The sequence below is a fragment of the Streptomyces sp. NPDC033229 genome (assembly GCF_055576875.1).
Genome location: NZ_JBVIQR010000033.1, coordinates 47194 through 66806, shown reverse-complemented (window position 1 = coordinate 66806; position 19613 = coordinate 47194). Strand labels below are relative to the sequence as shown.

The 19613-nt window shown below is 72.9% G+C and carries 16 protein-coding genes and 1 pseudogene; 4 read left to right on the top strand and 13 right to left on the bottom strand.

Going from position 1 to position 19613, the window contains the following annotated elements; genetic code table 11:
- Positions 1-172: 172 nt before the first annotated feature.
- On the top strand, positions 173-634 hold the full coding sequence (locus ACZ53N_RS26180) for a hypothetical protein (protein WP_469143241.1): 462 nt from the start codon (positions 173-175) through the stop codon (positions 632-634).
- A 12-nt stretch (positions 635-646) separates the two neighbouring features.
- A complete protein-coding gene (locus tag ACZ53N_RS26175) occupies positions 647-1273 on the top strand; it encodes a TetR/AcrR family transcriptional regulator (RefSeq protein ID WP_469143240.1) in 627 nt (208 codons plus the stop codon).
- Between the two features lie 16 nt (positions 1274-1289).
- On the opposite strand, the gene ACZ53N_RS26170 is transcribed toward ACZ53N_RS26175, so the two are convergent.
- Positions 1290-1820, bottom strand: a complete 531-nt coding sequence (locus ACZ53N_RS26170) for an EF-hand domain-containing protein (RefSeq protein WP_469143239.1) — start codon at positions 1818-1820, stop codon at positions 1290-1292.
- 430 nt (positions 1821-2250) lie between these two features.
- Between ACZ53N_RS26170 and ACZ53N_RS26165 the strand changes: the two genes are divergently transcribed.
- Positions 2251-2604, top strand: coding sequence for a hypothetical protein (locus ACZ53N_RS26165; protein ID WP_469143238.1), 354 nt, complete (start codon positions 2251-2253; stop codon positions 2602-2604).
- Positions 2601-3680 carry a cobalamin-independent methionine synthase II family protein gene (locus ACZ53N_RS26160; RefSeq protein WP_469143237.1) on the top strand — a complete coding sequence of 360 codons (1080 nt, stop codon included), beginning with the start codon at positions 2601-2603 and terminating at the stop codon, positions 3678-3680. The genes ACZ53N_RS26165 and ACZ53N_RS26160 overlap by 4 nt, the downstream gene beginning before the upstream one ends.
- A gap of 309 nt (positions 3681-3989) precedes the next feature.
- Here the strand turns inward: ACZ53N_RS26160 and ACZ53N_RS26155 are convergent, their stop codons facing one another.
- The 12 genes and pseudogenes from ACZ53N_RS26155 to ACZ53N_RS26100 form a co-directional block, all read right to left on the bottom strand.
- Positions 3990-4760, bottom strand: a complete 771-nt coding sequence (locus tag ACZ53N_RS26155) for a hypothetical protein (RefSeq protein WP_469143236.1) — start codon at positions 4758-4760, stop codon at positions 3990-3992.
- A 112-nt stretch (positions 4761-4872) separates the two neighbouring features.
- Positions 4873-5595 carry a 4'-phosphopantetheinyl transferase family protein gene (locus ACZ53N_RS26150; protein ID WP_469143235.1) on the bottom strand — a complete coding sequence of 241 codons (723 nt, stop codon included), beginning with the start codon at positions 5593-5595 and terminating at the stop codon, positions 4873-4875.
- Entirely contained in the window at positions 5595-9551 is a 3957-nt protein-coding gene (locus ACZ53N_RS26145) for an amino acid adenylation domain-containing protein (RefSeq protein WP_469143262.1), read from the bottom strand. Before ACZ53N_RS26145 ends, ACZ53N_RS26150 begins: the two co-directional genes overlap by 1 nt.
- Positions 9552-9640: 89 nt before the next feature.
- A complete protein-coding gene (locus tag ACZ53N_RS26140; protein WP_184735902.1) occupies positions 9641-9871 on the bottom strand; it encodes a phosphopantetheine-binding protein in 231 nt (76 codons plus the stop codon).
- Positions 9872-9878: 7 nt separating this feature from the next.
- Positions 9879-10511: an isochorismatase family protein gene (locus tag ACZ53N_RS26135; RefSeq protein WP_469143234.1), complete on the bottom strand. Its 633-nt coding sequence runs from the start codon at positions 10509-10511 to the stop codon at positions 9879-9881.
- 68 nt (positions 10512-10579) lie between these two features.
- Positions 10580-12226 (bottom strand): (2,3-dihydroxybenzoyl)adenylate synthase, encoded by a 1647-nt coding sequence (locus ACZ53N_RS26130; protein WP_469143233.1) that lies wholly within the window; start codon positions 12224-12226, stop codon positions 10580-10582.
- Positions 12223-13437: an isochorismate synthase DhbC gene (gene dhbC, locus ACZ53N_RS26125; RefSeq protein ID WP_469143261.1), complete on the bottom strand. Its 1215-nt coding sequence runs from the start codon at positions 13435-13437 to the stop codon at positions 12223-12225. The genes ACZ53N_RS26130 and dhbC overlap by 4 nt, the downstream gene beginning before the upstream one ends.
- Positions 13438-13785: 348 nt before the next feature.
- Complete coding sequence (locus tag ACZ53N_RS26120) at positions 13786-14580, bottom strand: 2,3-dihydro-2,3-dihydroxybenzoate dehydrogenase (RefSeq protein ID WP_469143232.1); 795 nt, start codon at positions 14578-14580, stop codon at positions 13786-13788.
- A gap of 334 nt (positions 14581-14914) precedes the next feature.
- The gene (locus ACZ53N_RS26115; protein WP_469143231.1) at positions 14915-16903 is read right to left on the bottom strand and encodes a prolyl oligopeptidase family serine peptidase; all 1989 of its coding nucleotides are present in this window, start codon (positions 16901-16903) and stop codon (positions 14915-14917) included.
- Between the two features lie 210 nt (positions 16904-17113).
- Positions 17114-18442, bottom strand: a pseudogene (locus ACZ53N_RS26110) (M20/M25/M40 family metallo-hydrolase); the annotation flags it as partial.
- Positions 18435-19268, bottom strand: coding sequence for a M55 family metallopeptidase (locus ACZ53N_RS26105; protein ID WP_469143230.1), 834 nt, complete (start codon positions 19266-19268; stop codon positions 18435-18437). The pseudogene ACZ53N_RS26110 and the gene ACZ53N_RS26105, both read right to left, overlap by 8 nt.
- Before the next feature lie 127 nt (positions 19269-19395).
- Positions 19396-19611, bottom strand: coding sequence for an MbtH family protein (locus tag ACZ53N_RS26100; RefSeq protein ID WP_469143229.1), 216 nt, complete (start codon positions 19609-19611; stop codon positions 19396-19398).
- Between the last annotated feature and the right edge of the window lie 2 nt (positions 19612-19613).

Below are 19613 nucleotides of genomic sequence, written 5' to 3'. Positions count from 1 at the left end.
CCACCCGGGTGCGGCCCCCGCGCCGCGCCTGCTCCGGGGCCGACTGTACCGGGGCCGCCTCTGCCTGCTGCCGGCCGGTTGAGGGGCCGGCCCGAAGCCTCCCCTGACTTACATACGTGCATGCATGTATGTACGATGCGAAGGCCTGGACCGCCCGAGGGAGGCATGTGGGATGAAGACCCAACTGGCCCGACAGGTACGTCAGATCGCGGCAACCGACCCGATCGCCACGGCTCAGCGGTACGACTACGCCGACGCCTTCGAACTCCGTCTGTCCGAGCCCGACCCGCACTGGCCCGAGGCCTGGGTCCGGGCGGGGGTGGACGCCACCCCGAAGTGGGCGGAGCGGGTCGTGGGGCTGCTGGGGATGCGCAGGGCGCCCGCGGAATCGGCGGACCGGATCGGCGCCTTCCGGGTCGTCGAGTCCGGCCCCGAAGTGATCCATCTTGAGACGTCCCTGCCGCTGATGCACGTCGTTCTCATAGGGCGCCGGATCGAGCCGAACCGCCGAACGCTCACCAGCGTTCTCCGCTACCGGCGGCCGGTACTCGCCCGCGTCGTCTGGGCGGTCGTCGGCATCGGTCACCGGCGGGTGGCACGACAGTTGATCACACACAAGGTTTCGACCGACTGATCGGAACCGGACATGCCTGACGCGACACGGGCGAAGCCCACCCAGGCCGACCGCCGCCTGCGCACCCGTACCGCGCTGCTCGAAGCGGCCGCGCGGGGACTGTCCCGCTACGGCTACGGCAATCTCGTGCTGGAACAGGTGGCCAGGGAAGCCGGATACACGCGCGGTGCCCTCTATCACCAGTTCAAGGACAAGCAGGACCTGACCCAGGCCGTGACCGAGTGGGTCCAGGAGACCTGGGACCGGGAGGTGGGCCGGTTCGTCGAGCAGGAGTCGGACCCCGTCGCGGCGCTGCTCACCCTCGCCCGCGGGCACGCCGTCTTCTGCCGACGCGACATCGCGCGGGTGGCGATCGCGCTACGGCTCGAGTTCTCCGGACAGGACCATCCGGTGGGGCGCTCGGTGGAGGAGGGCTATGAAGCGCTCATCGCTCACTGCACGGACCTGATCGAAGCCGGGCGCGAGGCGGAGACCATCCCGCCCGGCCCCCCGGCCAGAGCCGTCGCGCTCGCCTTCGTCGGCGCGCTGGAAGGGACCGTGATCGCGGTGGCCGGCCAGGCGGAGCACGACGAACTGCTCGCGGCCCGCACCGCCGCCGGCGTCCTCGGTCTCGATCCCCTTGACGTCAACCGCCCTTGACCACCAAGGGCCACCCTCACCTCCCGTCCGCCGCCCCCGCCTTGTCGATGCTGTAAAGAGCCTCGCCCATGGGAGAGTTCTCGCCACTGACGTGCGCCCGGACCGAGGCGAGGTAGTCGTCACGGCTGACAAGCCCGTCGCCGTCGTCGTCCAAGGCGACAAAGGCCGACTCGATGTTGGTGACCGGGTTGCCCAGCGCGGTACGCAGCGCTGTGAACTCCGGCAGGTCCAAGGCACCGTCCCCATCGGCGTCGACGAGGTCGAACAGTGCACTGAGCACGGACTCGCAGACGGTGTCGAACGCCTCGGCGCCGGCCCAGGCCGCGTACTCCCCGAACGTCACCCCTCCGTCGCCGTCCGCGTCCATCGCCGCCCACGCCCGCGCACCGGCCGTGCGCGCGGCGACGACCAGGGGGTCGTCCTCGGAGCGCCCCGAGGCCCGCGTCACACGGTCGGCCCGCGCCGCGTACTCGTCCTTCGAGATGACCCCGTCCCCGTCGGCGTCCAGCATGGCGAAGACGAGCCGTTTGGCAGCGGTTTCATTCATTTGCAGCACCTTCCAACCGGTATGAGAGCTGTGTTCTCGTTCGGCTGTCACTACCCCGTACGCCGGGGTTCAAGACGGCTGGGACAGCTCGCGCCGCGATGACGTGGTGCACGGGGCGTACACACCGCGCACGGAGCCGGGTGGGCGCGGCCCGGTGCTGCCGACAGCCGGGGGTGGCCAGCGCGACGGGGGGTAGTCAGGGGCCGGTAACAGATCCGGAATCCCTGGAGGATGCATGATCGGCAGGCGTCGTACGGCGGTGGCGTTGAGCTCCCTGGCCCTGGTGGGCTCGTCGTGGGTGGGGGCACCGGCCGGTCAGGCCGATGAGAGCAGCAGACACAGAGACACAGGAGTCATCCTGTGCACGGGCGACAGTGACAGCACGTTCGACCCGCCGCTGACCCTTGAGACACGCCCCACGCACGTCTCCGTGAGTGCCCGTTACACGTGCACCGTCGCACCGGGCCGGAACGTACCGGCCACCAGCTCACTCGAGGGGGTGTCACCGTCGTCCTCCTGCGTCACGCTGAGCGGCGCCCGCCTCACGGAAATCGTCCAGTATGCCGACGGAAAGCGGTCGGTGATCGCCTACGACGACGGCACCACTGTCCGTGTCCTCGGCGTCCAGACCGTCAAGCTGACGGGCAGGGTCGTCGAAGGCCGAGGCATGGGACAGGCGGCGCAGCGGACCGTGCCCTCACTGGCCGACGGGCTCCCCACGGAGTGTCTCTCCACCGGGCTCCGGGGAAGCAGCGGTCAGGCGCAGCTGGAGGTCCGGCCATGAGCGCATCCTCCGTGGGCATTCCCACCGAACCCATCGGCAGCATTCCCCGGCCCGCCGAGCTGCTCGCGGCCATGGCGGACCACGCGGCGGGCCGGATCGGCGACGACGCACTGGCCGCCGCCCAGGACGACGCGGTCCGCGACACCGTCCGCCGTCTGGAGGCGATCGGCTCGCCGGTCGTGACCGACGGCGAACAGTCCAAGCCCAGCTTCGCCACGTACCCCCTCACCGGGCTGGACCACCTCGCGCCCGACGGCGTCGTCATCCCCTTCGCCGACGGCCACCAGCGGCAACTGCCCCGCCTGACGGCACCACCGCTGCGCTACGCCGTGCACGCCGACCGCTATCTGCGCGCCGCCCTGCGGCACGCGACCGTCCCCGTGAAACAGGCCGTCATCGCCCCCTCGGCAATCAGCCTGCTCTACCCGCCGGACGGTATCGACGGCTATCCCCGTGAGGCCTTCCTCGACGATCTGACCGCCGAAGCCGAGGCCGACATCCGTGGCTGCCTGGACGCCGGCGCCCACGTCGTCCAACTGGACTTCACCGAGGCCCGCCTCGCGCTGAAGCTGGACCCGAGCGGTGGGCTGTTGGAGCAGTTCATCACGCTCAACAACCGCGTCCTGGAGCGCTTCTCCGCCGCCGAACAGACCAGGATCGGCGTCCACACCTGCCCCGGCGGCGACCAGGACTCGACCCACAGTCTCGACGTGGACTACGCCGCCCTGCTGCCGGCGCTGTTGCGGCTCAAGGCGGGGTCCTTCTACGTCCAGTTGGCCAGCGAGCCGGAACCGGAGAAGGTCCTCGGTGTCCTCGCCGATCATCTTCCCGACCACGCCCGCGTGTTCATCGGAGTCACCGACCCCATCGACCCGCGCGTCGAAACCCCCGAGGAGGTTCGCGAGCGGGTCCTGACCGCCGCCCGCCATCTGCCCGTGGACCGTCTGGGAACGTGCGACGACTGCGGGTTCTCGCCCTTCGCCGACGACACCTCCACGTCCCGTGATACGGCCTTCGCCAAGATCCGCGCCCGGATCGAGGGCACGGCGCTGGCTGCCGCCGAGCTGGGCGGCTGACCGCGTCGGGCGGGGCGGCCTGGAGCCAGGGGGTTCAGGCCGCCCCCGCGTAAACGCCCCGGGGCGTGCCACACCCACTGATCAGTTCGTCACAGGACCCGGCTCCTGGTCGGACACGACCGGGCGGGTGACGATGGGAAACACCGGGTCCGGGAAGGAAGGGGCCACAGCGAACGTGCTCGCCGCTCAACGGCCCCCGGCTTTCGCGCAACGCGGCGCACCCTCCCACCGGAGGGGCGCCGTCTTCGGAGCGTCACATGGGACGTCACCGTTCCCGGCAGAGGGGGAGCCGGGAGCCGGTACGCCCGTTCACGCACCCTGGAGCTGCTTGCGCAGCTGTGCGATGTCGATCGTCTCGGCCGGGGAAGGCGTCTTCGTCGGTACGGGCTTGTCGTAGTCGGTGATGATCGTCGTGGTGGTCTTGCCGCCCTCGTTCTGGACGATCTTCACCGGGTAGGGCGTGCCTTCGGAGGCGACGTAGACGGTCGTCGCCTCGCCCTTTCCGCTCTTGCTCTCCAGCGGGATGACCTTCTTGCCCTCGACGGTGGCCGGCTTGCCCTTGGCCATGTCCTCGCCGGAGGCGTCGCCGCCCTTGATCGCGGCCTGGAACTTCGCGAGGTCGCAGGTGTTGGCCATGCCGGCCAGCAGCGGGTCGCTCGTCGGGCCGTGGATGTAGCGGCCCTTGGTGACGCCCTCGATGGTCGCCGCCTTCGCGGCGCCGATCTGCTCCTCCCACGTCGCGTGGTCGGGCTTCATCCAGACCTTGTCGCCGAGCTTGATGACATCGGTGGAACCGCCCTTCGAGCCACCGGCCTGGCCGGCGCAGGAGCCCTGGCGGTCCAGGATGAGGTTCATCTTGACGGGCTGGCCCTGGGTGAAGCCGTCCTGCTTGAAGCGCAGCGACTTCGCGTCGCGCAGTGCCTGCATCGCCTTGTCGGATATCTGCTGGGCGGACATCGCGTCCAGCCCGCTCTTGCCCTCGCCCTTGCCGCCGCTCTCGCTGCCGCAGGCGGTGACGCCGATCAGCGCCGCCGCGCAGGCGGTCGCTGCCATCACGCGCACCATGTGGATCTTGTTCATTCGGGTGACGCTAACAAACTCGGGGCGTCCCGCGCTCGGCGAGGCGGCCCTTCGATGACCGGTGAGACGTCAACTCCCGGGCACCGCGCCGCTATCGGTGGCCTTACTCGTCTCACCCGCCGGTGTCGGCCACCGCCAGGGCCGCCGCGTAGCCGGGGTCCACGGCGACGTCGGTCAGTGACCAGCCCGCGGGGGACGTCGGGGCCGGTCCGGAGCCGACGTAGGTGATCGAGGGGTCCTCGGAGAGTCCCGTGCCGATGCCCTTGAGGTAGGCCTCCTTGCGGGTCCAGCAGCGGGCGAAGGCGTCGCGGCGCGCCGCCTCCGGGAGCGCGGTCAGCTCGGCGGTCTCGGTGGGGTGCAGCGAGGGCACCACCTCGGCGACGACGGCGGCGGGCTGTCGCTCCTCGACGTCCACGCCGACCGGGGTGCCGGCGAAGGCGAACAGGGCCAGGTCGCCCGCGTGGGAGAGGTTGAAGTGCAGGGGTGCCCCGGCGACAGCCGGCCGGCCGTGCGGTCCGCCGCACCCGGGGCACGGCTCGCGCGTCAGCTCGACCACCGCCGGGTCCACGTCCAGGTAGGCGCCGAGGAGCCGCCGCAGCCCGACGTGGGCCGCGGCGTAGCGCTCCCGGTGCAGGTCCCGTACGAAGGCTGCGGCGCGGGCCCGTTCCCGGGCGTCGAGGATCCGTTCGTACGCGGCCGGCGGGAGCGGGGCGTGGTCGGGGACCCGCAGCAGCCAGAGGTGCGGCGGGCCCGGGGTCCACGCACCGGGCAGCGGGTCGCGGCCGAGGACCAGGGGACGCGTCCCGTCGGCCCGCTCACCGCCGTCCACGGACATCAGCCCTCCCCCAGATAGCCGGCCACCGCCTCGGCGACCTCCGCGATCGGACCCGGCCGGGTCATCTGCGGGTGCAGACAGTCGATATCGCGGTTGATCAGGCTACCGGTGACGTAGGGGCGCCACGCGTCCCGCGACAGCCAGTGCTCGGCGCGGGGCGCGGCGGCGGTGAAGAAGAGGACGTCGCCGTCGAAGACGCGGTGCCGGTGGGTGCGCATGAGGGTGACGTTGTTGACGACGACGTCGAGGACGGCGGCGAGCGTCTCGTCGTCGAGCGCGGCGAGCGCGCTGCCTTCGGCGCGCAGCCGGGCGGTGACCCGCTCGCGGGTGAGCGGGCCGCCTTCCGGCCCACTGTGCCCACCCGACACGTCGTCCACGGCCATCCGCAGCAGGGCGGCGAGGGCGTCGGCCTCCTCAGGAGCGGGCGCCTTCCGCCACTGGTCGGCGGGGTAGGCGTCCATAAGGGCGAGCAGCTCGACCTTCTCGCCCGCCTCCTGAAGGAGTACGGCGAGGGTGTGGGCGGCGACGCCGCCGACGGACCAGCCGAGCAGGCGGTAGGGGCCGTGCGGCTGGATCTCGCGGACGCGGGCCAGCCAGCCCCGGGCCAGCTCCTCCATCGTGGCGGGCAGGCTCTCCCCGGGGTTCAGGCCGCGCGCCTGGAGCCCGTACACCGGCTGGTCGGGGCTCAGCCCTTCGAGCAGCCCGGTGTAACACCAGCTGAGGCCGACCGCCGGGGGCAGGACGAACAGCGGGGTGCGGTCGCCGGTGCGGCGCAGCGGCAGCACGGCGCCGAGCGCGCCCTCCTCGCCGTCGCCGTGCAGCAGGTCGGCGAGCGAGGCCGGGGTGGGCGCCCGGAACAGGGCGCCCAGGGCGAGGTCCACGCCGAAGGTGGCCCGTATCCGGGCGACGAGCCGGGCGGCCAGCAGCGAGTGGCCGCCGAGGGCGAAGAAGTGGTCGTCGACGCCGACGCGTGGCAGCCCGAGCGCTTCCGCGAAGAGCCGGGCGAGCATCTCCTCGTGGGGTCCGCACGGTGGCCGGCCGGCGGGGCGGGCGGCGGCGGACGGGGCGGGGAGCGCCGCGCGGTCCAGCTTGCCGTTGGGGGTGAGCGGCAGGGCGTCCACGACGACGAGGGCACTGGGCACCATGTGGTCGGGCAGCCGGGTGGCGAGCCGCGCCCGCAGGGCGTCGGGATCCAGCGGGGCCGGTCCCCTCGTCGGGGCAGGACCGGCCTCAGCGGCGGCATCCGCCGAGGCCGGAGTCACGTAGGCGACCAGACGGCGGTCGCCGGGGCGGTCCTCACGGACCGTCGCGCAGGCGGCGGCGACCTGCGGGTCGGCGGCCAGGGCCGCCTCGACCTCGCCGAGTTCGACGCGCAGGCCACGCAGCTTGACCTGGTCGTCGGTGCGGCCGAGGTATTCGAGGGCGCCGTCCCGCCGCCAGCGGGCCAGGTCGCCCGTGCGGTACATGCGCTCACCGGGTCGGCCGGCGGCCTCGGCGAACGGGTCGCGGACGAAGCGGTCGGCGGTCTCCTCCGGGCGCCCCAGGTAGCCGGTGGCGAGTTGGGCGCCCGCCACGTACAGCTCGCCGGGAATGCCGGGCGGGCAGGGGCGGCGATCGGGGTCGAGGACGTAGAGCCGGGTGTTCCAGACGGGCCGGCCGATCGGCACGGGCCCCTCCTCGCCCGGTGCGCAGGCGTGGTGGGTGACGTCGACGGCCGCCTCGGTGGGCCCGTACAGATTGTGCAGCGGGACGCCGGGGAGCGTGCGGTGGAAGTCCTCGACCGCCCCGCGCGGCAGCACCTCGCCGCTGCACAGGACCCGGCGCAGGCCGGTGCAGCGCGCGGCGGACGGCTCGTCGAGGAAGAGGCGGAGCATGGAGGGCACGAAGTGGGCCGTGGTGACGCCCTGTTCGCGGATGGTGCGGGCCAGCGCGGCGGGGTCCTGGTGGGCCCCGGGCTCGGCGAGGACGAGGGTGGCGCCCACGCGCAGCGGCCAGAAGAACTCCCAGACGGACACGTCGAATCCGGACGGAGTCTTCTGCAGCACCCGGTCGTCGGGGGTGAGCCCGTACTGGCCCTGCGCCCAGCGCAGCCGGTTGTCGATCGCGGAGTGCGGGACGACGACGCCCTTGGGGCGGCCGGTGGAGCCGGAGGTGTAGATGACGTACGCGGGATGCTGCGGGGTGAGCGGGCGGCCCGGGTCGGTGGGCAGCTGCGCGGCCAGCTCGGCGCGCAACGCCGGGTCGTCGAGCGTGAGGACGGGCAGTTCGGTGTCGGGCAGGGACGCCCTGGTGGCGGTGTCGGTCAGGACGCAGACGGGGGCCGCGTCGCCGAGCATGTGGGCGAGCCGCTCCGCGGGGTACCCGGGGTCCAGCGGCAGATACGCGCCACCTGCCTTGAGGACGGCGAGGAGGGCGACGACGAGGTCGACGGAGCGGGGGACGGCGACGGCGGCCAGGGCGCCGGGCCGCACGCCGAGGGCGACGAGGTGGCGGGCGAGCCGGTTGGCGCGGGCGTTCAGCTCACCGTAGGTGAGGGTCACGTCGCCGGCGACGAGGGCGGTCGCGCCGGGCCTGCGGGCGGCGCGGGCCTCGATGGGGCCGATGAGGGTGGTCGGCGGCACGGGCACGGCGGTGTCGTTGAACTCGACGAGGACGCGCTCGCGCTCCTCCTCGGTGCCCGGGGACAGCGCGGTGAGCGGCTGGTGGGGGTCGCTGTCGGCGATCCGGGTCAGCAGGTCGAGGAACCGCTCCTGGTGAGTGGCGACCTCGGCGGCGTCGTAGAGGGCCGGGTTGGCGTCGTAGTCGATGTGGAGGCCGGTGCCGTCGGCCCGGTCGTAGATGTTGACCGTGAGGTCGTCGACGGGCCCGGATGAGAGGTTGTGCGCGTCGGACCGGGCGCCGGCGAAGGTGAGCCCGTAGTCGAACGGCATGACGTTGACGAGCGGGCCGACGAGCGCCCGGCCCTCGCCGAGCAGTCCGAGGTCACGGCGGATGTCCGCGTAGCGGTAGCGGCGGTGGCGGCGGGCGTCGCGGATGCCGAGGTCGGCCTGGCGGGTCAGCTCGGCGAAGGTGGTGTCGGGGGTGACGGTGAAGCGCAGCGGCAGGACGTTCATGACCATGCCGGGGACGCGCAGCGCCACGGATCCCATGCGGCCCATCATGGGCAGCCCGAGGACGACGTCCTCGCTGCGGGTGGCGCGCGCGAGGTAGAGCGCCTGGGCGGCGAACAGGACGTCGGGCCAGGTGGCCCGGACCGAGCCGGCCAGCTCGCGCAGCCGCTCGGTGGCTTCGGGGCCGAGGTGCGCGGAGTGCCGCAGGACGGTGCTCGAGGGCAGGGCGCTGCGGCCGGCGAGGGTGGGAACGGCGGGCCGGTCGCGGAACCGCTCCTCCCAGTGGGCGCGGTCGCGTTCATACGTGGCCGAGTCACGGTAGGCGGCGTCCTCGGCGACGAGCGCGGCGAGCCGTCCGAAAGGGCTCGGGCCGGGGGCGGTGCCGGCGGCGAGGGCGGTGTAGACCTCGGCGACGCGGCGGGCGATGAGGGAGTAGCCGTAGCCGTCCATGACGGCGTGGTGGACGCGCTGGTACCACAGCCAGCGCCGGTCGCCGACGTGGAAGAGGGCGTGGGCGAACAGCGGGCCGGTGGCCAGGTCGAAGGGCACGGCGAGGTCGGCGCGCATCCAGGCCCGGGCGGTGGCGTCGGGGGCGCGCTCGCCGCGCAGGTCGGCGGTGTGCAGCGGGAAGCCGTGGCCGGGCGGCTCGATGGCGATGGGCAGTTGGCGGGGGCCGCTCTCGCCTTCGGCGGGGGCCACCAGCCGGACCCGCAGGGCGTCCGCCTCGCCGACGGTGCGGTGCAGGGCCTCGGCGAAGCGGACGGGGTCCACCTCGCCGTGGATCTCGATGCACTCGGCGGTGTTGAGCGCCGGGCTGCCGGGGTCGAGGGCCTGGGCGAACCACATGCCCGACTGGGCGGCGGTCAGGGGCAGCCCCTCCGGCGCCGCCGGGCGCGGTGCGCCGGTGGCGGGCCGGTCGAGGGTGCGCGTGGCTCTCACGCCCGGACCCCCAGCAGCGGTGCCCACTGCTCGATGGCCGGCTGCTCGGCGAGGTCCACGAAGGTGACCTCGGTGCCGTGGTCGCGGCGCCAGCGCTCGACGAGCGTCATGATGCGCACGGAGTCGAGGCCGTAGTCGACGAGGTTCTCGTCGTCGGGTATGTCGGCGGGGTCCTCGCCGAGCACATCGGCGACGTCGGCGCGGATCTGGTCCAGGGTGAGTGCCATGGGAGGTTCAGACCTTTTCGAAGAGGCGGTCGGTGGTCGTCACGACGGCGCACTTGGCGGCGGCGTAGCGCAGGGCCATCTCATGGTCGTCGGCGGAGAAGTCCGCGACGGCGTCGGCGACGAGGAAAGGCTGGATATCGCGCATCCAGGCGTCGCAGGCGCTCATCAGGACGCCGATGTGGGCGTAGACGCCGACGATGATCAGCTGGTCGCGGCCCTGGGCCGCCATCCGCTCGGCGAGGTCGGTGCGGACGAAGGCGCTGTACTTCCACTTCGTCAGGACCGTGTCGCGCTCGGTGGGGGCCACGGCGTCGGCGATGGCCTTGGCCCGCTCGTCGTCCGGCAGGCCGGGGCCCCAGAAGTCCTGCTGGAGGCCGCGCTCATCGGCGCTCTGGCCCCCGGGCTGGGCGGAGTAGACGACGGGCACGCCGAGGCGCTCGCACGCGCTCTTGACCCGGGCGGTGTTGGCGAGGAGCTCGGTGAGCGGGGAGGCGTCCGGGGTGAAGGCGCCGAGGAAGTAGTTCTGCAGGTCGTGCACGAGCAGCACGGCGCGGTCCGGGTCGACGGTCCAGTCGACCTTGTTCGCCGGGAGGGCGTCCGCGGTGGGCATGGCGTAGGGGGTGATGGCAGGGAGCGCCATGGTGGTGGGGGGCCTTTCGGAAAGCGTGGAGCCGTGGCCGCGATGGCGGGCTGCGGGGAGGGAAGGGGTCAGGAGGTGGCGAGGCGGGCGGCGATGGCCGCGCGGAGGTCCTTCTTGGAGACCTTGCCGATGCCGGTCTGCGGGAACTCCTCGACGAACTCCACCCGGTCGGGGACCTTGTAGGCGGCGAGGCCGCGTTCGCGGACGAACTTCTTGACCGCGATCGACTTGACCGACTCGGCACCCTCGCGCAGCACGATGTAGGCGCAGGTGCGCTCGCCCAGGTAGTCGTCGGGCATGGAGACGACGGCGACGTCGTGCACGGCGGGGTGGGCGAGGATGTGGTTCTCGATCTCCTCGGCGGCGACCTTCTCACCGCCCCGGTTGATCTGGTCCTTCGCCCGGCCCTCGACGACGATGTGGCCGGTTTCGGTCAGCCGGACGATGTCGCCGGTGCGGTAGAAGCCGTCGGCGGTGAAGGACGAGGCGTTGTGCTCGGGGGCCCGCCAGTAGCCGCGGATGGTGTAGGGGCCGCGGGTGAGCAGGTGGCCGGTGGCGCCGACGGGCAGGTCGTTGTCCTCGTCGTCCACGACGCGGATCTCGTCGTCCGGGGAGATCGGGCGGCCCTGTGTGGTGACGATGGTCTCCTCGGGGTCGTCGAGCCGCGTGTAGTTCACGAGGCCCTCCGCCATGCCGAAGACCTGCTGGAGGGTGCAGCCGAGCGCGGGCCTGACGCGTCGGGCGGCCTCCTCGCTGAACTTCGCGCCGCCGACCAACAGCACCTCCAGGGTGCCGAGGTCGTGCGGGCTGCTCGGCGCGGCCTCGGTCCACACCAGGGCGAGCGGCGGTACGAGGCCGGTGATGGTCACGCCCTCACGCTCGATGAGCGGGAAGGCGACGTCCGGGCTGGGCTGCGGGGCGAGGACCACGCGGGCGCCGGCGTAGAGCGCGCCGAGGGTGCCGGGCGAGCTGAGGGGGAAGTTGTGGGCGGCGGGCAGCGCGCAGAGGTAGACGCTGTCCTCGTCGACCCCGCAGTGCTCGTTGGAGCCCCACAGCGAGTAGATGTAGTCGTCGTGGGTGCGCGGGATGAGCTTGGGCACACCGGTGGAACCGCCGGAGAGCTGGAGGAAGGCCAGATCGCCGGGGGCCGGGCCGTCGGCGATGGCGACGGGCTCGCGGGCCACGTCCGTCAGCGCGGTGTGCTCACCGGGCTCCCCCACCACGAACACATGGCGCAGGGTGGGCACCTCGGCCCGCACCTTCGTCGCCAGGTCGCGGTAGTCGAAGCCGCCGCTGGTGTCGGCGATGACGTAGGCGGCCGCCTCGGTGAACTCGCAGAAGTAGCGGATCTCGGTCTCGCGGTGCGCGGGCAGCGCGAAGACGGGAAGGGCGCCGATACGGAAGAGGCCGAAGATCACCTCGAAGAACTCGGCGACATTGGGCAGCTGGACGACGACGCGGTCGCCCTTCGCGATGCCCCGGGCGAGGAAACCGGCGGCGAGGCGGTCGGCGCGGTCGTCCAGCTCGCCGTACGTCCAGCGCCGCCCCGCGCCCGCGGGGTCGACGATCGCGACGCGGTCGGGGTGGTTCAGTGCCCGCTCGCGCAGCATCTGCCCGAACGTCTCGCCGCGCCACCAGCCGGCGGCGCGGTAGCGCTCGGCGAACTCGGCGGGGTACCCCGGGGCGTCGGGGGCATGGGTGGGCTGAGTGCTCATCGGCCGCTCTCCTGGTGGCTCGCGCCGACGGCGTCGAGGAACGTGCGGAACTTCGCGCCGGTCTCGGCGGTCTCGGCCTCCGGCGTGGAACGGTCGACGACGCCCGCGCCCGCGTAGAGCCGCAGGGTGCGCTCCTCGGCATCGGCCTCGGCGCAGCGGATGGTGACGACCCATTCGCCGTCGCCGCTCGCGTCGCCCCAGCCGACCATGCCGGTGAAGTTGCCCCGGTCGAAGGGCTCCAGCTCCTTGATGACGTCGCGCGCGGTGGTGGTGGGAGTGCCGCAGACGGCCGGGGTGGGGTGCAGCGCGCAGGCCAGCTCGAGAGCGGAGACGGCTGTGTCGGCCAGCTCGCCGGTGACGGTCGTGGACAGGTGCCACATGGCGGCGGTCCGCACGAGCGTGGGGCGCGCGGGGACGTCGAGGGTGCGGCAGAACGGGGCGAGCGCCGCACGGACCGCGTCGACGACGACGGCGTGCTCGTGCAGGTCCTTCTCGGATTCCAGGAGCGCCGCGGCCCGGCGGACGTCCTCGGCGAGATCGGCGCTGCGCGGGGTGGATCCGGCGAGGGGGTTGGCGATCAGGGCGCCGCCGCGCCGGGCGACGAGCAGCTCGGGGCTGGCGCCGAGGAGGGTGCGGCCGGGGCCGGTCGGCAGGGCGAAGGTGTATCCGGCCGGGTCGCGGCGGGCGAGCCGCTGGAGCAGGGCCGGGAGGTCGAGCTCGCGGGAGGAGCGCAGCTCCAGGGTGCGGGCGAGGACGACCTTGCTGAAGTCGCCGCGTCTCATACGGCGGACGGCCTCGGCGACCGCGGCGCCGTAGACGCCCGGCTCGGGGATCGGCCGGATGTCCCAGCCGGCGGCGGCGGGGGCGGCGGCGGGCAGGGCGATCAGCGGGTCCTCGGACAGCGGCGGCGCCCAGCGGACGGCCTGCGGCACGGCGAGGGAGGCGGGGGCGCTCTGGTCGAAGGGCACGGCGCCGACGACGATGGGCGCCGGGTTGCCCGCGAGCAGCTCGGCGTCGAGGGTCTCGGTGACGCGCTGGGCCAAGGGGGTCCGGCCGTGCGGTACTTCGGCCCGCGTCCCGTGGGCGAGGAGCGTGCGGGTCGGCGAGGCGAAGAAGCGGGCCCGGGCGGGCTCGTAGGCGTCGAGCAGCGAGGTCGCGGCGCCGACGGTGTCCTCGGGCCGTTCGATCCGCTGACCGACGCCTCCCGGCACTGCGGTGAGGCGGCCGTCCGCGCGAGCCTCGGGCTCGCTCGGACGGTCGGCGACGTGGTGAACCGTGGTCACCTGCTGCTCCGTTCCTCCGGTGGGTCGCACCGGTGTGGCGTGAAGTGGTTCGGGCGGGCCGGGCCGGCCGGGTCCCGGCAGGGCGGGCCTCGCCCGGCGCTGGTGTGGTGCTGCGGGGGCCGCCCCGGGTCGGGCGGGCGTCCCTGGGTCGTTCGGACCGACCGGTGGTGGTCGGTCGTGGGTGGCGGCGCGGGCCGACGGCGGGGCGCGGGACGGCAGGGCCGCCGTCGAAGGCGGATCCGTGGCGGGCCCGGCGGCCCCGGCGGTGGCGGCCCGTCAGGCGCGCAGGGTGGCGCCGCCGTCGACGTACAGGTCGTGCATGGTGATGTGCCGGGCCCGGTCCGAGACGAGGAAGGTGACGGCATCGGCGATGTCGGCCGGTTCGGCGATGCGGCCGAGGGGGATCCCGACGCGGTAGGAGGCGGGGTCGCCGTCGATGACGCGCTGGGGGGCCTGCTCGTCGGCCCACAGGCCGCGCTGCATGGCGGTGTCCGTGGAGCCGGGCGAGACCACGTTGCAGCGGACCCCGCTGCGGGCGAGCTCCAGGCCGAGGCACTTGGTGAACATGGTGGCGGCGGCCTTGGAGGCGGCGTACGCGGCCATGCTGGTGCGGGGCACGCCCGCGGCGTTGGAACCGACGGTGACGATGCATCCGTCGCGGCGCTCGCTCATCCTGCGGGCCACGGCACGGGAGGCGTTGAAGACGCCGGTGGAGTTGACGGCGAAGGTGCGGTCCCACACCTCGTCGGTGATGTCCACCACGGGGGAGGTGCGCAGCACGCCGGCGACGTTGACGAGGATCGCGATCGGTCCGAGGGTGCGCTCCACCTCGTCGACGACGGCGTCGACGGCGAGGCTGTCGGAGACGTCGGCGCTGTGGGCGACGACGCGGTCCGCGCCGAATTCCGCTTCGAGTTCCTTGACGCCCTCCGATGCCCAGTCGAGGGCCGCGACGCGCGCTCCACGTGCGACGAGGGCGCGGGTCACGGCCTCGCCTATGCCTTGTCCGGCACCGGTGACCAGCGCGACACGGCCGGCGAGTTCTGACTGCTGCACGACGGTTCCCCCCATTCCATTTGAATTAGGTAAGGCTTACCTTACAGGATGGACATGCCCGAAGGGAATTGACCGGCCGGAATGCCGCACACCCCGTCGCACGATGCTCGAAGCCGCCCGCACGGAACACCGGGTACACATGCAGAACCCCAGGTTTCGGTAAACGACGGGAAATGCGGAAACGTCAAGAAAGGTGCCGGGAGGTCGCACCATCGAACCCACGGCGGCTTAGGCCAGCCTAACCTCACCCCCGCTGAGTGTCACAAGGCGCCCCCTCCCCGCGCAGGTCCCCACGTCGCTCCCCCGGGCCGAACCCCTGCCCCGGCCCCGCCCCGCGCCCGACGTGTCGTCATGTGGCGAGCGGCAGAACGGGTATGCCGGGCGCGTCGATACCGAAGGTCTGTGAGTAAAGGGAGAGTTCCGCGTGCAACGCGCGGATCATCGTGTCGGCCCGGCGGAATCCGTGCCCCTCCCCCTCGAAGGTCAGATACGCGTGCGGCACTCCCCGCCCGGCCATCGCCTCGACGAACCGCGCGCTCTGCGCGGCCGGGCAGATGGCATCGTCCAGGCCCTGGAGAAGAACGAAGGCTTTGGACACCCGGTCCGCGCGGTGCAGCGGCGAGCGGTCCCGGTACCGGTCGGGCACCTCGGCCAACGGCCCGATCAGGCTCTCCAGATAGTGCGATTCGAAGTCGTGGGTGCCTCCCGACGCCCACGTCAGCAGATCCAGCACCGGATAGCTGATGGTGCCGCAGGCGTACAGGCCGGTGGAGACGAGCGAGGCGGCGGCCGTCCAGCCGCCCGCGCTGCCGCCCCGGATGGCCAGCCGGGCGCGGTCGGCGCTGCCCTCGTCGGCGAGCGCCTCGGCCACGGCCGCGCAGTCCTCCACGTCGACGACGCCCCAGCGCTCCCGCAGCCGGTCGCGGTACTCACGCCCGTAGCCCGTCGAACCGCCGTAGTTGACCTCGGCGACCCCGATGCCGCGTGAGGTGAAGTAGGCGATCTCCAGGTCCAGCACGAGCGGTGCCCGGCTGGTGGGGCCGCCGTGCGCCCACACCACGAACGGGGGGAGTTCATCGGCGGGCGCGGTGTGGTCGGGGCTGTGCGGCGGATAGATGTGGGCGTGGATGTTCCGGCCGTCCGGCCCGACGAAGGTGCGGATCAGCGGCTCCGGGTAGTACGCGGGGTCCACGGGGTCGGCGTGTCTGGCGCCTATCGCCCGGGCCCGGCCGGTGCACGTGTCGAGCTCGACCACCTCGTAGGCCGTGCGGGGGCTCGCGGCGACGCCGACGACGCGGGTGTCGGCGACCGCCAGCGTCGGGCCCCACTCCGTCCACGGCCCGGCCGCGTCGACCAGCTCACCGGTCTCGGTGTCGAGTATGCCGAGGGCGGTGGCGCCCCGGCCGTGGATCACGGCGATCAGACCGTGGGCCAGCGGCTGGAACCAACGGTGGCCCACCCGCCACAACGGGCCCGCGAACTCCTCCTCGCGCGAGCAGAGATTGACGCTCTCGCCCGTCTCCGGGTCGAGGCGGTGCAGATTCCACCAGCCGGTGCGGTCGGTCGCGGCGATCAGGGAGCCGTCCGCGTCCCACTCCACCTGCGCGACGGACTCCCGGGGGCCGCCCATGACCGTCCGGGCGCCCGTGAGCCGGCCGTCCGCCGTGACGTCGGCGAGCTTCAGCTCGGTGCCCTCCCAGGGCATCCGGGGGTGGTCCCAGGCGATCCACGCCGCCCGCCGGCCGTCCGGTGAGAGCCGCGGACCGGTGACGAAGCGGTGCCGGTCGTCGGTCAGCTCGCGCACCGCGGTGCGGTCCTCGGCGGCGGAGCCGTCCAGGGGAACGGCGGCGAGCACCCGCCGCACCTCCCCCGCCCCGTCCCCGGTGAACTCCTCCAGGACGCACCACACTTCGCCCAGCTCGGGCCGGAGCACCGGGTCGGCCCAGCGCAGCCCGCCGCCGACCGGCGAGAGCGGCGTCAGCGGCCTCGGCTCGCCGCCCGCCGGGTCGTCGGGCTCGTAGACGTGCAACCGCTGGTCGGCGAAGTCGACGAAGACCAGCAGCGGCCCGCCGGTCTCCCGGGGTACCGCGGCCCAGGGCTGTCCCCCGTACTCCAGGAACCGGCTGCGCACGTTCCAGGGGGCGGCCAGCGGGCTGACCTCACTGCCGTCGGGGAGGCGGCGCACGAGCGTCTGCCGGCCCTTCTCCGCCGGACGCGGCTCGACCCACCACACCTCGTCGCCGACCGTGCCCGCGTACTCGGGTCTGCCGTCGTGCGACGCGGCGAGCGCGGCGTCGATCGGGGACGGCCAGGCTCCGTAGGGCGCCGTGGACACCATGATTTACCGCGCCTCCTTGCGGCTGCGATCAGCCGTCAGATCCTTTTCGCCCATCGGGATTTCGCTCGGGGAAACGTCATGTGGGGGTACTGCGTACGGGTTTACGTCATGTGTCGCTACTTCATGTCCGCGCACTTCGTATGGCGGAGTTCCACGCCCCGGCGTTTCCCGCCCGGTGGCCTCATTCGTCGGAAACCCGGTGTTGTCTTCCCTCAGGAAGTGGTCGAGTACGCGCACCCCGAAGTGCAGCGACTCGACGGGAACCCGCTCGTCGACGCCGTGGAAGAGCGCCTGATAGTCGAATCCCGGGGGCAACCGGAGCGGTGCGAAGCCGTAGCCGACGATGCCGAGCCGGGCGAACTGCTTGGCGTCCGTACCGCCGGACATGCAGAACGGCACCACATGGCCGCTCGGATCGAAGTGCTCGAGGGCCGCCCGCATCCGTGCGAACGCCGAGGAGTCGACGGGCGCCTGGAGCCCGCTCTCCCCGTGGTAGTACTCCCAGGACACCTGGGGCCCGGTGAGCCGGTCCATGGTGGCTCGGAACTCCTCCTCGCCACCCGGCACCGTCCGCCCGTCGACGAAGCCGACGGCGGTGCCCGGGATGACATTGACCTTGTACCCGGCGTCGAGCATCGTCGGGTTGGCGCTGTTGCGGATCGTCGGGGCGATCAGCGCGGCGGCGGCTCCGAGCTTGCCGAGCAGCCCGTCGACGTCGAAGTCCGGGGCGTCCGGATCGGCTTCGATGCCGTACAGCGCGGCGATCTCGCGCAGCGCGGCCCGCACGGTCGGGGTGAGCCGGACCGGCCACCGGTGGTCGCCGATCCGGGTGACGGCGGCGGCGAGCGCGCTGACCGCGTTGTCCGTATTGACCTTGGAGCCGTGCCCGGCGGTGCCCCGTGCGGTGAGCTTGAGCCAGGCCGTGCCGCGCTCCCCCGCCCCCACGGGGTAGAGCCGCAGCCCGCCGTCGGCGTGGAAGGTGTACGCGCCGGACTCGCTGATGCCCTCCGTGCAGCCCTCGAAGAGCTCCGGGTGCTCGTCGGCGAGGAACCCGGAGCCGACGACGGCGCTGTCCTCCTCGTCGGCCGTGAAGGCCAGCACGATGTCCCGCCGCGGCCGGACCCCGGCCCGGGCCCAGGCCCGGACCACGGACAGCACCATCGCGTCCATGTCCTTCATGTCGACCGCGCCCCGGCCCCACACCACCCCGTCGCGGACCTCTCCCGAGAACGGGTGGACGCTCCAGTCGGCGGGCTCGGCGGGGACGACGTCGAGATGGCCGTGGACCAGCAGCGCGTCCGCGCCCGGATCGCTGCCGGGAATCCGGGCGACCACGTTCGTCCGGCCCGGCTCCTTCTCCAGCAGGGTCGGCTCGATGCCCACCTCGCTGAGCCGCTCCGCGACGTACTCCGCGGCCGGGCGCTCCCGGCAGTCGCCGCCACCTCGATTGGTGGTGTCGATGCGGATCAGCTCCGAAGTGAAGCGCACGGCCTCCTCCAGCGCCCGCCCGTCGACCCGCTCCGTCGTGACGTCAGCCATATTGCTCCTCCACCGCGGCCGACACGACGGTCGTGACCGCCTTGAAGCAGCGGATGCCCTCGTACATGGTCGGCATGGTGTAGGAGACCCGGCGCTCGCCCGAGTGCTCGACGCCCGGCACGGCCGTCGCGGCACCGGCCAGGTGGGTGGCGTCGAACTCCAGCTCCATCGTGAACGGCCCGCCCCTGACCGGCTCGTGCCGCACCGCGAGCGCGGCCCCCCGGCTCGCCGCGGCCCGGATGTCCGAGGCCGTACGGGCCGGGGTGCGGCACACCGCCGCGTACCGCGAGACGTAGTCCTTGACCGCCACCGAAGGGGCCAGCGGCGCATATCCCCTGGCGTCCTCGCATGTGCGGTCGTCGCCGGTCACCAACACCACGGGAACACCGTATTCGGCGACGACCAGGGAGTTCAGCAGACCCTCGCTGGCGCGCTCGCCGCTCACCCATACGCCGGTGAGGGAGTTGGCGAGATAGGTGTGCGCGAGGACCCCCTCCGCGCCCGCCGCCGCGTGGTACCCGACGAAGGCGATGCCGTCCACGTCACCGTGCTGGACGCCCTCGACCATGCTCAGGGTCTTGTGCTTGCCCGTGAGCATCTCGGCCCGCTCGTCCAGCTTCTCCAGCAGCAGATTGCGCATGCTCCAGTGCGCCTCATTGACGAGGACCTCATCGGCACCGCCGTCGAAGAACCCGGCGATCGCCGCGTTCACATCCGACGTGAACATATGGCGGCAACGCTCCCACTGCGGCGTGCCGGGCAGCACATCGGCGGGCCAGGTGACGCCGGTGGCGCCTTCCATGTCCGCGGAGATCAGGATCTTCATGCCCCGTCACGTTACGCGTCGGCGAACACCCGGACCAGGCCTGTGGATAACTCCGGAGGTCCAGACCACCGAAGGTCGACCCGGGTGGCTCAACGACCCGCCGACAGGCCGGTGGTCCCGCTGCCCGTCAGCCGCCGGCCGACGCCTCCCGCAGGCTGCGGGGGCGCATGTCCGTCCAGTGCTCTTCGACGAAGGCGACGGCCGACGGCCGGTCCGCGTCGCTCAGCACCGGCGTCCAGCCCGCGGGGACCGGGCTGAAGGAGGGCCACAGGGAGTGCTGGCCCTCGGCGTTGACCAGGACGTGAAAGGTGCCGTCGGCGTCGTCGAAGGGGTTGTCACTCATGG

Excerpts from the sequence above, each read along its gene's own strand:
- ACZ53N_RS26180 (WP_469143241.1), top strand. The coding sequence starts at position 173 with ATGAAGACCCAACTGGCCCGACAGGTACGTCAGATCGCGGCAACCGAC.
- ACZ53N_RS26175 (WP_469143240.1), top strand. The coding sequence starts at position 647 with ATGCCTGACGCGACACGGGCGAAGCCCACCCAGGCCGACCGCCGCCTG.
- ACZ53N_RS26170 (WP_469143239.1), bottom strand. The coding sequence starts at position 1,820 with ATGAATGAAACCGCTGCCAAACGGCTCGTCTTCGCCATGCTGGACGCC.
- ACZ53N_RS26160 (WP_469143237.1), top strand. The coding sequence starts at position 2,601 with ATGAGCGCATCCTCCGTGGGCATTCCCACCGAACCCATCGGCAGCATT.
- ACZ53N_RS26155 (WP_469143236.1), bottom strand. The coding sequence starts at position 4,760 with ATGAACAAGATCCACATGGTGCGCGTGATGGCAGCGACCGCCTGCGCG.
- ACZ53N_RS26150 (WP_469143235.1), bottom strand. The coding sequence starts at position 5,595 with ATGTCCGTGGACGGCGGTGAGCGGGCCGACGGGACGCGTCCCCTGGTC.
- ACZ53N_RS26145 (WP_469143262.1), bottom strand. The coding sequence starts at position 9,551 with ATGTGGTTCGCCCAGGCCCTCGACCCCGGCAGCCCGGCGCTCAACACC.
- ACZ53N_RS26140 (WP_184735902.1), bottom strand. The coding sequence starts at position 9,871 with ATGGCACTCACCCTGGACCAGATCCGCGCCGACGTCGCCGATGTGCTC.
- ACZ53N_RS26135 (WP_469143234.1), bottom strand. The coding sequence starts at position 10,511 with ATGGCGCTCCCTGCCATCACCCCCTACGCCATGCCCACCGCGGACGCC.
- ACZ53N_RS26130 (WP_469143233.1), bottom strand. The coding sequence starts at position 12,226 with ATGAGCACTCAGCCCACCCATGCCCCCGACGCCCCGGGGTACCCCGCC.
- ACZ53N_RS26120 (WP_469143232.1), bottom strand. The coding sequence starts at position 14,580 with ATGGGGGGAACCGTCGTGCAGCAGTCAGAACTCGCCGGCCGTGTCGCG.
- ACZ53N_RS26115 (WP_469143231.1), bottom strand. The coding sequence starts at position 16,903 with ATGGTGTCCACGGCGCCCTACGGAGCCTGGCCGTCCCCGATCGACGCC.
- ACZ53N_RS26105 (WP_469143230.1), bottom strand. The coding sequence starts at position 19,268 with ATGAAGATCCTGATCTCCGCGGACATGGAAGGCGCCACCGGCGTCACC.
- ACZ53N_RS26100 (WP_469143229.1), bottom strand. The coding sequence starts at position 19,611 with ATGAGTGACAACCCCTTCGACGACGCCGACGGCACCTTTCACGTCCTG.